This window comes from Mesorhizobium sp. Root695 (assembly GCF_001428185.1).
Taxonomy (GTDB): Bacteria; Pseudomonadota; Alphaproteobacteria; order Rhizobiales; family Rhizobiaceae; genus Mesorhizobium.
Genome location: NZ_LMHO01000026.1, coordinates 17,732 through 30,259, shown reverse-complemented (window position 1 = coordinate 30,259; position 12,528 = coordinate 17,732). Strand labels below are relative to the sequence as shown.

General features: G+C 63.1%; 11 protein-coding genes. 2 read left to right on the top strand and 9 right to left on the bottom strand.

The window, feature by feature from the left end:
- The 4 genes from ASD99_RS22795 to ASD99_RS22780 all read right to left on the bottom strand — a co-directional run.
- Positions 1–878, bottom strand: an 878-nt coding sequence (locus tag ASD99_RS22795) for an E3 binding domain-containing protein (RefSeq protein ID WP_156389052.1), incomplete at its 3' end; no start/stop codon positions are given.
- A gap of 3 nt (positions 879–881) precedes the next feature.
- Complete coding sequence (locus tag ASD99_RS22790; protein WP_057144994.1) at positions 882–1,880, bottom strand: alpha-ketoacid dehydrogenase subunit beta; 999 nt, start codon at positions 1,878–1,880, stop codon at positions 882–884.
- The gene (locus ASD99_RS22785) at positions 1,880–2,908 is read right to left on the bottom strand and encodes a thiamine pyrophosphate-dependent dehydrogenase E1 component subunit alpha (protein WP_057144993.1); all 1,029 of its coding nucleotides are present in this window, start codon (positions 2,906–2,908) and stop codon (positions 1,880–1,882) included. Before ASD99_RS22785 ends, ASD99_RS22790 begins: the two co-directional genes overlap by 1 nt.
- A gap of 2 nt (positions 2,909–2,910) precedes the next feature.
- A complete protein-coding gene (locus ASD99_RS22780) occupies positions 2,911–4,239 on the bottom strand; it encodes an NAD(P)H-dependent oxidoreductase (protein WP_057144992.1) in 1,329 nt (442 codons plus the stop codon).
- Between the two features lie 291 nt (positions 4,240–4,530).
- Between ASD99_RS22780 and ASD99_RS22775 the strand changes: the two genes are divergently transcribed.
- The gene (locus ASD99_RS22775) at positions 4,531–5,586 is read left to right on the top strand and encodes a phosphopantetheine-binding protein (RefSeq protein ID WP_056587272.1); all 1,056 of its coding nucleotides are present in this window, start codon (positions 4,531–4,533) and stop codon (positions 5,584–5,586) included.
- On the top strand, positions 5,583–7,049 hold the full coding sequence (locus ASD99_RS22770; RefSeq protein WP_057144991.1) for a class I adenylate-forming enzyme family protein: 1,467 nt from the start codon (positions 5,583–5,585) through the stop codon (positions 7,047–7,049). Before ASD99_RS22775 ends, ASD99_RS22770 begins: the two co-directional genes overlap by 4 nt.
- On the opposite strand, the gene ASD99_RS22765 is transcribed toward ASD99_RS22770, so the two are convergent.
- From ASD99_RS22765 to ASD99_RS34940, 5 genes are all read right to left on the bottom strand, one after another.
- Complete coding sequence (locus ASD99_RS22765; protein ID WP_057144990.1) at positions 7,046–9,025, bottom strand: tripartite tricarboxylate transporter permease; 1,980 nt, start codon at positions 9,023–9,025, stop codon at positions 7,046–7,048. The two genes, ASD99_RS22770 and ASD99_RS22765, sit on opposite strands and share 4 nt — an antisense overlap.
- Before the next feature lie 21 nt (positions 9,026–9,046).
- Positions 9,047–9,529: a hypothetical protein gene (locus ASD99_RS22760; protein ID WP_200951034.1), complete on the bottom strand. Its 483-nt coding sequence runs from the start codon at positions 9,527–9,529 to the stop codon at positions 9,047–9,049.
- A gap of 156 nt (positions 9,530–9,685) precedes the next feature.
- Positions 9,686–10,690, bottom strand: a complete 1,005-nt coding sequence (locus tag ASD99_RS22755) for a Bug family tripartite tricarboxylate transporter substrate binding protein (protein ID WP_057144989.1) — start codon at positions 10,688–10,690, stop codon at positions 9,686–9,688.
- A gap of 170 nt (positions 10,691–10,860) precedes the next feature.
- Complete coding sequence (locus tag ASD99_RS22750) at positions 10,861–11,652, bottom strand: phosphodiesterase (RefSeq protein WP_057144988.1); 792 nt, start codon at positions 11,650–11,652, stop codon at positions 10,861–10,863.
- Positions 11,653–11,723: 71 nt separating this feature from the next.
- The gene (locus tag ASD99_RS34940) at positions 11,724–12,491 is read right to left on the bottom strand and encodes an SDR family oxidoreductase (RefSeq protein WP_057144987.1); all 768 of its coding nucleotides are present in this window, start codon (positions 12,489–12,491) and stop codon (positions 11,724–11,726) included.
- Positions 12,492–12,528: the final 37 nt, after the last annotated feature.

Below are 12,528 nucleotides of genomic sequence, written 5' to 3'. Positions count from 1 at the left end.
GCGTCGCCCTTATCGGTCTTCTTCACCGGGGCTGCCGCATTGATCTGCGTACGCAACGCCAGCAGCGCATCGAGTTCGCAGTCGAGCGTCAGGTAGAAATGCGGGATGGTGGTCTTGGCCTCGACCAGACGGCGCGCGATGGTCTTGCGCATGTTGTCATGCGGGACGAGGTCGTAGGAGCCATCCTCGAACAAGCGCAGGACGTCCCCCTCCCCCTTGAGGGGAGGATGGCCGGCCAAGGGCCGGTCGGCTGGGGTCGTCTCGGCAGTGCTCGACGCTAGGGCGGTGCTGGACTGGGCGGTGCCTTCTGAGGCGACCCCCTCCGTCCGCTTCGCGGACACCTCCCCCTCGAGGGGGGAGGAAAGTGCCGCGTCGATATCGGCTTTTACAACGCGGCCGTACGGGCCTGTGCCGGATATGCCGGAAAGGTTCAGGCCTGCTTCTCGAGCCAAGCGACGAGCCAAAGGTGTCGCGCGGGTTCTCCCCTCCCCCTCGAGCGGAAGGGGGCGGGCCGCAGGCCGGTCGGGTGGGGTCGGTTCGACCGGATGCGGCTCAAGGGAGGTGCCTCCTGAGGCGACCCCCTCTGTCGACTTCATCGACATCTCCCCCTCAAGGGGGGAGATTGGCGCATAGCTTTCATCCTCGGCATAAATCCACGCCACAGCCGCGCCAACGGGGATATCGACCCCCTCCTTGCCGGTGACGTCGCGCAGGACGCCGCTGGCCGGCGCGTCGATCTCCATCGCCGCCTTGTCGGTTTCGATCTCGAACAGCACATCGCCCTTCTTGACCCTGGCACCTTCCTCGGCAAACCAGCGCGAGATCTGTCCGGTCGCCATGTCCATGTCGACCTTGGGAAGAATGACTTCAGTCGGCATGGGTCAGCGAGCCCCTCTCACGAGGTCGCGCGCGGCGGTGATGATGTCGGGAATTTGCGGCACCGTCGCTTTCTCGAGTTCCGGATTGTAGGGGATCGGCGTTTCGGCGCCGCCCAGCCGCACAATCGGCGCATCGAGATAGTCGAACGCTTCGCTCTCGGCGATCATGGCGCTGACTTCGGCGCCGATGCCCAGCGTCTTGACCGCTTCGTAGACGCACATCAGCCGCGACGTTTTCTTGACGCTGTCGATGACGGTCTGCTTGTCCATCGGCCGGATAGTCCGGAGATCGACGACTTCGACGTCGATGCCTTCGGCCTCGAGAACGACAGCGGCGTCGAGCGCCTTCTGCACCATGATCGAGGTGGCGACGACGGTGAGATCCCGGCCCTCGCGGCGAATATCTGCCTTGCCGATCGGCACGGTGTAATAGCCTTCGGGCACCGGGCCCTTCATCTTGTAGAGCAACTTGTGCTCGAAGATCATCACCGGATCGGGATCGGCGACCGCCGCCAACAGCATGCCCTTGGCATCATAGGGCGTCGCCGGCTGGATGACTTTCAGACCCGGCACATGGCCGAGCCAGGCCTCGAGACTCTGGCTGTGCTGGGCCGCCGCACCCGTGCCGGAACCGGCGGGAAAGCGCATCACCACGGGAACCGAAACCTCGCCGCCCAGCATGAAGCGTATCTTGGCCGCCTGGTTGACGATCTGCTCCATCGCGAGCGTGGCGAAATCGGAAAACTGGAATTCGAAGATCGGCCGCATGCCGGTGAGCGCGGCGCCGACGGCGACACCGGCCCCGCCCAGTTCGGAAATGGGCGTGTCGATTACACGCTCGGTGCCGAAGCGCTCGACCAGATCGCCGGTCACCTGGAAAGCGCCGCCATAGACGCCGATATCCTCACCCATCAGAAAGACGCGTTGGTCCATGTCCATGGCGATCGCCATGGCTTCCTGGATCGCCTGGGCGTAGCTCAGTTCACGCACCATCGCGTCCATCACGCCTGCTCCGTATAGACATAGTTGCCGGTGTCGCGAACGTCAGGCGACGGGCTCGCCTTGGCGAACTCGATACCGTCGGCGATCTCTTGCGCCACGGCGTCGCGAATGGCCTCGATGCCCTTGTTGTCGATGAAGCCGAATTCCCTGAGCTCGCTTTCGAACAGGGTGATCGGGTCGCGATTCGACATCCAGTCCTCGATCTCCTCCTTGGTGCGATAGCGGTTGCGGTCGCTCTTGGAATGGCCGCGATGGCGATAGGTCTTGGATTCGATCAGCGTCGGCCCCTCGCCCGCGCGGGCCCGGGCAACAGCTTGGTGCGAAGCCTCGGCGACCTCGGAGAAGATGTTGCCGTTGACGATGACGCCCGGCATCGAATAGGCGGCGGCGCGCTCGGCAATGTTCTTGACGGCGGTCGAGCGGGCCGTCGATGTCGACATGCCGTAGCCATTGTTCTCGCAGACGAAGATCACCGGCAGCTTCCAGATCGCGGCTATGTTCAGCGCCTCATGGAAGGCGCCTTCATTGTTGGCGCCATCGCCGAAGAAGGAGACCACGGCCTTGCCGGTCTTCATCATCTTGGCGGACAATGCCGCCCCGACGGCGATCGGGATGCCGCCGCCGACGATGCCGTTGGCGCCGAGATTGCCCTTGCCGACATCGGCGATGTGCATCGAGCCGCCACGGCCCTTGCAGTAGCCGGTGGTCTTGCCGAAGAACTCGGCGAACATGCGCTTGACCTCGGCGCCCTTGGCGATGCAGTGGCCATGGCCGCGATGCGTCGAGGTGATCTGGTCATCCTGGGCGAGCGGCATGCAGATGCCCACGGCGCTGGCCTCCTGGCCGATCGACAGGTGCATGGTGCCGTGGATGAGGCCGCGCGTGTAGCACTCCTCCGCACCCTCTTCGAAGCGGCGGATGAGGTACATCTTGTAGAGCACCTCCCTGAGCTGCGCTGCGCTGTACTGGCGGTAGACGAAGGGCAGATTGGCGCGACTATCAGTGACGGCTTTGCTAGCTCTGGTCATGATCACGCTCCCACGGACCCGTAGACGAGCTTGTCCTGGCGCGCGCGCAGTTCGGCGATCTTGGAGCCCGCCGCGGGAGCGGCATTCGCATAGGTGATGAGCTCGCCCTTCCTGATCGGCGCGGTGACCGAGCCGCCCTGCAGCAGGCCGCAGGGAATGGCCTTGGCGGCGCGCGCCTCCGGCGTCGTCATGATCCAGGCGCGGTAGCAATATTCGCCGATCGCATCCAGCTTCTCGCCCGGCTTCATGTCCTTCTTGGCCACCGCGCAGACCTCGGCCACCGGTTTGGCCAGCGGCACCATGTCGGCCTTGCCGTAGAGCACCACGCGGGCGCAGGTCAGCGGCACTTCGAGCGAGGTCAGGTGATAGGGACGGTGGAAGGTGAAGTACGGGCCCTTGCCCATCTTGAGATCTTCCATGCGCTCCGAGATACGCGGATGCGACATGTCGGCGACGACGAAGACGCCGGGCGCGACACCCTTGCCGATCGAATAGTCGACGACGCCGACCTTCGACAGCACGCCGCCATCCCTCTGCGGTACCAGTACCTTGGACAATTCGCCAAGCGTCGCCGCCGGGCCGTGCATGCCGGCCTTGTCGGGAACCAGCCCGGTGGCATTGGCGATCGCCGCCATCTCGACCATGGTCTTCGAGCCGTCAACGAATTCGACCAGCATGCGCACATTCATGTGCCGGCGCTTGGCTTCCTCCTCATAGTCGGGGGGAATGGCGTCGATGTTGAGCGGATTGTTCTTTCCCTTGCCAGCTGCAACGATCGGATGACCCATCGCCGAAACGAACTCGATCAGCTCCATGCAGGAAGATGGCTCATCGCCGGCGCCCAGCGAATAGGTGACGCCGAGGCGGTCTGCCTCGCTTTTCAGATAGGCGCCGATGGTGACATCGGCCTCGACATTCATCATCACCAGATGCTTGCCATGTTCCATGGCGCGCAGCCCGATCTCGGCGCCGACGGCGGGAACCCCGGTGGCATCGATAACGACGTCGATCAGATCATTGTTGATGACAAGGCTGGCATCGTTGGTGACCGCCACCTTGCCGGCCTCCATCGTCGCCGTCATCGCCGAATCGTTCGAGACTTCGCGCGCATGCCCGGTTTCCTGGAAGGCTATATCCACCGCCTTGCTCGCCGCGGGCAGGTTCAGTTCGGAAATGGCGCCGATCTCGATGCCCGACATATGGGCGACGCGGGTGACGATGTCGGTTCCCATCTCGCCGGAGCCGATCAGGCCGATGCGGATAGGCTTGCCCGATTTGGCGCGTTCCTGAAGATCGCGGGCAAGACCCGTCAACGAAACATTGGAAGCCATACCGCTTATTCCTCCCACATTGCAGGCTTGTTCAATTGCCTGACGGGTATTGAACATATGTATTTCTGTCAAGACTAATGTCCAAATCGATACTCTTTTAGGGCACTTTCCCGGGAGCGAAAAGGAGAGAGGGAAGGCCTGATATCGCGCAGTCAAACGGTTCACAGCAGGCCCGGATGACCCCATAAGAATCAGATGTCGCCCCTTCTTCCGGCAAAAGGCAGCCGGGGCTTGTTCGCTGGACTGTGTGTGCGTAAAAGGCGCATAGAGGCATCGGTTGGGGGCTTTCCGATGAACGTTCAACAATGGGTGCGGCCTGCCGCGCTGCCGGGCGATGGCCCGGCGCATGCGATCGCCGGCATTTTCGCCGCGGAACTGCAGATATCGGCGGTTCAGCTCGACGACAACTTCTTCGATCTCGGCGGCGACTCGCTGACGGCCGAGACTTTGGTGCTGGCCGTGCAGAAGCGGTTCGGCGTCAAGTTGCAGACCTCCGCCCTGCTCGGGGCGCAGACGCCGCGTGAGTTCGGCCGGCTGATTGCATCGCTGGTGCCGGTCCATCCTGCCGGTCAGTTGATCGTGCCGGTGGCGGGCAATGTCGGCCATGAGCCGATCGCCATGATCCACGGCATTTCCGGCTCGGCCCTGTTCGCCAATCGCTTCGGCAAGCGACTGAAGCAGAAATACGCTGTCATGGCCGTGCGCGGCATGGGGCTCGAGCCCGGCGAGACGCCCTATTCCAGCATGGCCGAATTCAGCTCCAACTATTTTGAAGCGCTCACTTCGGTGACCGGCCAGCATCCCGACATCATCGGCGGCATATGCGCGGGCGGCCTGCTGGCGATCGAGGTCGGCCGGCTGAGCCATGAAGCGACCGGCAAGCGGCCGGCGCTTGTTCTCATCGATCCGCCCTCGCCCGGCTCCGCCTGGCTGAAACCGATGCCGGACGATCGCATGACCGAGAGCAGGCGTCGCCAGATCGCCCGCAAGGTGATCTACTGGCGCCTGTTGCGCGATGGGCTCAGCGCGGTCGGCCTAGGACAGTCACGCCTTGGGCGACACCTGCGCAAGAAGGCGTTCAAGAGCGCGCTCTTGCAGGCAGCGGCCGGTTTCGTGCCCTCGTCCTATCCCTGCGACATCCTCATTCTCGCCAGTTCCGAATGGGGCGCCACGACAGTGGAGCAATACAGGGACTGGGCATCCGACATGGCCACCATGAAAACCGTCGTCATGCCGGGCGCGCATGACAAGTTCCGTGCGGCCAACATGGATGCGATCGACGCGGAGATCATCGCTTTCCTCGCCGCAAGAGACACGGCAGCGCGCGACGTTCAGCACCGGCAATGAGTTTTGGCCGAGACATACTGGAGGCCTTCGCCGCCCATGGCGACCGCGTGGCAATAGTCAGCGGCCGTCAGCAGATAACATACGGCCAATGCCTGGCGCAGATCGGCCATCTCGCCACCAATTTCAGGACATCGGGGCTGCGGCCTGGCGACCGCGTCGGCCTCTCCATGATCGATAACATCGACGTCGTGCTCTCGATCCTCGCCTGCTGGAAGATCGGCGCCACGCCGGCCGTGATCGATTTCCGGGCGCCAAGAATTCAGCGTGCGCGCTACGCCCACGACTTCGGACTCGCCCTGATTTTCGAGAGCCGCAGCCCGCCCGGGGACGACTCCTATCCGAATGCCATTTTCCAGACCGACTGGAAGGCCACCTCGGCGCCCGTCGATCCGATCGATGCCGACGATGGCGAAGTACATCCGGCCTTCCTGATGTTTTCGTCCGGCACCACCGGCGATCCCAAGGCCTATATCCAGTCTCATGGGGCGCTCGGACGTCGGGTCGCGGCACGCCGGAGCACGCTCGAAGGAACTGCAAAGCGCCTGCTGACGCCCATGGCACTGTCCTATTCGGCAACACGCCACCAAATGTTGGGATACCTGTTCTATGGCGGCACGGTCAGCTTGTTCCCGCCGCTGTTCACGCCATCCGAGCTGATTGAGGCCCTTTTGTCGTTCAAGGCCAGCGCAACCGCCTTGCCGCCGCCTGTGATTTCACGGCTGGTGCGCGAAGCGGGCGAGCGATCGACCCGCATTTTGCCGGATCTCGACGTGCTTTTCAGCATCGGCGGACCGGCACGGGCGGAAGACAAGATTGCCGCTTACCGGAACCTGTCTCCCGGCTATCAGATCTGCTACGCCACGAGCCTTACCGGCAACATCACGACTTTGAAGGGGTCTGACGTTCTGGCCAAGCCCGAGACCACCGGCAAGCCATTCGCCGGCGTGCGCATCGATGTGCTGGGGCCGAACGGAGAATTGCTCGGCAAGGGCGAGCCCGGACGGATCAAGGCCTGGACCTCCACCATGGTTTCGGCGGCGCTGCTGCCGGGCAACCGATTGTTCGTCGACCCGGACGTCATGGGCCCGGACTGGGGTATTCCGGGCGACATCGGCTTTGTCGACGACGATGGTTTCCTGACGATCGTCGACCGCGAGTCCGACATGATCGTGCGTGGCGGCGTCAACGTCGCGCCGCAGGAATTGGAGAAGCTGTTACGGGGCCATCCCAAGATTCGAGACGTCGCCGTCGCCGGTTTTCCCGACGACACGATGGGACAGGAGATTGCCGCCTTCATCGTAGCCGAGCATGGCACTGTCGAGGAATTCCGGGCATTCCTGCGCGCCAACGTCGCGCCGGACCGGCGGCCGCGTGAGATCAGGCTGGTGGCGTCGCTGCCCTACAGCGACAACGGCAAGCTGTTGCGCCGCCGCCTTGTCGAGACGCTCTCGACCAAGATCTAAAAGAGGTCCGGGATCTTCGCCAGCCATGGTGTCGGCCAGGGCTGCGACACAAGGATGTCGAACACGGCAAAGACGATGCATGTCGTGCCCGCGGCAACCAGGATGGGCGAGCGCGGCGAGATCGAGCCGAGCCCAAAGATCGCGCCCGCCACGAAGATGAATGTGGCTGCCAGATGTCCGATCGAGAGAATGAGCACCGCAAGCGCCAGGCAAAGCCCGATCACGGCAAGATTGCCTTTCATGGCGCCATCGCCGGAGGGCGCCCATTCACCGCTGGCGGTGGCCGGTGCGAAGGGCGCCTGGCCGTCTCGCGTCTGCCGCAGCAGCCGCAGCGCCGTCTGTACGGATATTGCCAGCGACAAGAGCGCCAGCAGGCCAGCCGTGATCATCGGGAAGATGCCGGCTTCGAACGGAAACCATGCCGCAGCGCTGACAAAGGCCGCCAGGGCAAGCAGGGTCATCACGCTGCTGGCGATCAGGTCGGGCAATGGCGGCGGCAGCGCCCCGGTGCTGTTTCGCGTCTTGACCCAGGATACCGATTGCCGGATCACGCCGGCGACGGAAAGGCCGAGCAGGACCAGCACCAATGGCTGCTTCAGCCATGACCAGCCCGATATCTGGTAGGCGAGGAAAAAGTAGTTTTCCAGGCTCGGCCCGAGCACGAAACCCAGCGAGAAGGCAGAGCGCGGCCAGTTGAGCTCCTTCATCGCCATGCCGATGATGCCGATCAGGATAAGCAGCACGAAATCGAGCGCGCTCATATTGGTCTGGAAGGCACCGACGACGATGAAAGTGACGACCAGGGGCACCAGCACGGCCGCGGAGACGCGTGCGATACGCGCCAGCGGCCTGGTCAGGAACAGACAGGTGACGGCGCCGATGATGTTGGCGACGGCGATGCTGAACACCATCGACATGGTGACCGCAGCGTTCTTGCCCAGCATGTCGGGCCCCGGAACCAGGCCGTGCACGACAAAGGCGCCGAGCAGGATGCTCATCGAGGCCGATCCGGGCACGCCGAAGGCGATGGTCGGGATCAGCGAGCCGCCTTCCTTGGCGTTGTTGGCGGCTTCCGGCGCGATGACGCCGCGCACATTGCCCTCGCCGAATTTCGGTCCAGGTCCCGGCCGCCGCGCGGCATGGCCATAGGCGATCCAGTCCAGCACGGCGATGCCGACCCCCGGAACCGCGCCCAGCAGGGAACCGATGGCGCTGCAGCGCAAGACCAGCGGCCACTCCCGCAGCGTATCCATCATGCCTTGCCGCATGCCGGAATAGGTCGGGATTGCCGAGTCGCCCTGGATTGAGCCTCGCATCAGCAGCGAAGCGAGTTCGGGCAGGCCGAACAGGCCCAGGAACACCACAACGATGGGCAGGCCGTTCCACAGATAGATCTGGCCAAAGGTCCAGCGGTCGGCGCCGGCAATGTGATCGAGGCCGACGAAGGACGCCAGCATGCCGAGCATCGCCGCCGCGAGCCCCTTCAGCGGCTGGCTGCCGGCGAGCAGCGCGACGATGGACAGGCCAAAGGCGCAGATGGCGAAGAAATCGGGCGTCCTCAGGTAGAGAACCACCGGCCGCATGATCGGAATGGCCGCGGCAAGCACCAGCGCGCCAAAGACACCGCCGATCATCGAGGCCGAGTAGGAAGCGCCGAACGCCCGCGCCGCCTCGCCTTTCTTGGCCATGGCATGGCCGTCGAGCACCGTCGCGGCGGCGCCGACCGAGCCCGGAACACCGAACAGGATCGCCGGTATCGTGTCCGATGTGGTGTTGACCGAGCCCATGCCGAGCAGCAGCGCGAAAGCCGCGTAGGCATCCATGTTGTAGGTCATCGGGATGAGCAGGGCCATGCCGAACAGGCCGCCAATACCCGGCACCGCGCCGACGATGAGGCCGGCGAAGACGCCGGCCATCAGCATCAGCAAACGAAAGGGCTGCGCCATCTCGACGATGGCCGTGAGGATCAGATCCAAACCGAAGTTCCTGTCAGACGCCTACTTCACGAGATTCCTGGCCGCCTCGAACACTGTCGGATCGGCCTTGAGCTTGCGGGCGACCAGTGCCGTGATTTCCTCGCCCGTTGTGATCTTGATGGACAGGTCGCCGAGCTTGGCGGCATCGGCGAGAAAATCCGGATCCCTGCTCATGTCGACATAGGCCTTGCGCAAGGCATCGAGCGTCTCCTTCGGCGTTCCGGGCGGCGCGATCAGCGGCAGGTGAAACTCTCGCGAAGATTCGATCAACTGCGCCGCCTGGCGGATCACCGGATCCTTGATCTGGTCGGAAAAGCGCGGCAGCGTCGGCGCCTGCGGGATGGTACCGGGCCCGAACGTCCCGATGACGTTGAACTCGTCGAGCTTGTCGGCAACATTGTGGTAGGCAAGCGCACACAGGCCCGCGGGCTCGCCACGCTGGCTTGCGACGATGATGTCGGCGGCCCCTTCAAGGACGCGCAACGCGCGAAAGATCGTAGCCACCGTATAAACCCCGCATAAAACCCGCAGCCGTTCTAACCCATGACCTCGGAAATCGGAATCGGTTTTCAGCAGGGGTGATGGTGTATCCGAATGCCGTCGCAGGAAGGCTGGACAGCACCATGGAATGAGCGAGCGACGAAAACGCCGGGCAAAGCCCTATTCTATGAGATCTCTGGCGGCCTCGAAGACCACCGGATCCGATTTGAGGTGCTGCGCGATAATTCGGCTGATCTCTTCGCCGCTGGTAACCTTCACCTTGGTTTCGCCCATCCTGTTGGCGTCAGCCAGGAATTCCGGGTCCCTGGCCATATCCAGATAGGCTTTGCGCAGAGCATCGACCGTCTCACCGGGTGTTCCCGGCGGCACCACTAGCGGGTGATGGAAATGCAAGCTCGATTCGATAAGGGTGACGGCCTGTCGAATCGTCGGGTCCTTTATCTTCTCGGAAAAACTCTCCAGCTTTTCTCCACTCGCGATGGTGCCTTCTCCGAATGTCCCGATGATGTTGATCGTATCGCGATTGACGGTGAGGACATAACTTGAAACGCCGCACAAGCCGGCGATTTCACCACGCTGCATGGCCAATTGAATGTCCGCCGTTCCTTCGAAGCCGGTCACGATGTTGAACTTCGCCTTCAACCCGTTCTTGACCAGGGCCGGATAGATGTAGGTCGAACTGCTCCTGCCCGATGCCCCGATCAGGAAATCGGACCGCAGGAACTTCTCCATCGTGTCGATGCCGGAGCTCTTGGTCGTCATGCAATAGGCCGGATCGTCGATGAGCGAGCCGATCCACTGCAGGGCGAGCGGATCGAAATTCGCGTTCTTCGGATCTAGGATAGGGGCATAGGCCATAGCCTCGCCGATCGAGGCGAGAACGCTGCCATCGGCGGGCTCGCTGCCCACCATCATCTTTACGAGTTTGAGGCTTCCGCCCCCCGGCACATTCTGAACCACGATGTTCGGATTACCGGGCAGAAATTGGCCAAGGTGGCGTGCGATCAGCCGCGACGTCTGGTCATAGCCCCCGCCAGCACCGTAACCGACGTTGATCGTGATTGTCTTGAATTCAACCGCGTGCGCCGGCGTGCACAGCGCGAAGGCGAGGCCGGCAACGAGGAAGGAAAGGACGCGGAAAGCACCAAAGACCGTAGCGAACATATAGACCCCGTACAAAACCCGAAAATCGTTCTAGCCTATGGCTCCGGAAATCGGAATTGATTTTCGGCGGGGGACGGTACGGTATCAGATAATTGTCGAGGTCGATTGCGGCGCCGGATGAGCGATCGACGGCAGCGGTCACCCACGACAAGTCGTGCCCACAGCATTACCTAGCCGGTGCTGCCGACAACGATAGCGCTACCCGGCCGCGCGGCGGGAAAGTCGTGGAAGTGGACGACCACCCCGTCAGCGTCGATCAGGATCACGGCATACGCGGGAGGCTCGTGGCCAAGGCTCCAGCTGTCCGAAAAATCGAGCGCGGTCTGATGATTGGTGCTGCGCAGCGTGCTCACCGGAATACCGCGCCAGCTGCCGGCGATCAGCCGATGGACATGCCCAGCGAAGATATGACGGACATTGCCGTGGCGCAGTAGGACATCGTGCAACGCATTGGCGTCGGTGAGCATGACACGGTCAAGCTCGGGGATATGAATCCTGAACGGCGGATGATGCATGAACAGGAAGACCGGCCGGTCGCGCGCCTCTTCCAGTCTCTCGCCTAGCCAACGCAGGCGCGCCTCGCACAGCCTGCCCTCGACATGGCCGCTGTCCAGTGTGTCAAGCAGGACCAGGCGGCCCTCGCTTCTGTCGACGACGCTTTGGACGAAACCGTTTTCCGCAACCGCTTCCGGGAACATCTCGACAAACAGCATCCGGTCGTCATGGTTGCCGAGCATCAGCCGGCAGGGCGGAACCAACCCTGCCAGTGTCTCCCGCAGCGCGGCGTAGGCGGCGCGTTCGCCGTCATTGGTGAGGTCGCCGGAGATCACCACCAGTTCGGCATCGGCATGGTTTGTGCCGATGTCGGCAAGGCAGGCTTCCAGCCGGGCGAGCGGATCGGAGCCGTACAGAAGACCGCCCGGTGTCATCAGATGCGGATCGGAGATCTGGATGATTTTCATGGACCTGACCGAAGTGCCTCTTGCTGGCGCGCCGCGACATCAGCTGGCAAACGAAACGCCTCGCCTACGCTCTACTGTGCGGTCCAGCCGCCGTCCATCGGCAAGGTCGTGTCGGTGATCTGATTGGCGGAGTCCGAGCACAGGAACAGCGTCAGCGCGGCAAGCTCGTCGACGGTGACGAATTCCTTGGTCGGCTGGGCGGCGAGCAGCACATCATGCTTGACCTGTTCCTCGGTCATGCCGCGCGTCTTCATCGTGTCCGGGATCTGCCTTTCGACCAGCGGCGTCCAGACGTAACCCGGCGCGATGGCGTTGACGGTGACGTCGTCGATCGCTGCTTCCAGCGCCACCGTCTTGGTCAGTCCTGAGCCGAGATTCCACAGGATCGCCGCGACGAGCAGCGCGAACACCATGGCAAAGCCGGAGGACGAGCCGACCTGCAGGATCAGTTCCACCGGCAGCAGCGACAGGATGCCGAAGGCGACCGCGCCGCTGGAAGTGAGAACCCCGAGGAAATTGAAGGCGCCCGACCACATTACGGCGAATTCGGCCGGCATGGAGCGTGTGTAGATGACCGTCGCCACCGCGTTGGCGGTGTCATGGAAGCCGTTGACGAACTCGAAGCCGAGCGCGATCAGCAAAGCGATGCCGAGCAGGATCCACGGCACGGTCTTGGCCACCGCCTGATCCTGGATGAGCGCATAGCCGACATAGACAATGCCGACGAGCACCAGCACGCCGACGGCCGGCAGGAACCACTTCGCGCCACCCCATTGATCCAGCGGATGATCCGGTCCCGGTCTCGGAATACCCGCCTCGCTATAAACTATATCCAGCATGTCCCACTCCTATTGCATGGCAGCAAAGAACCGGGAT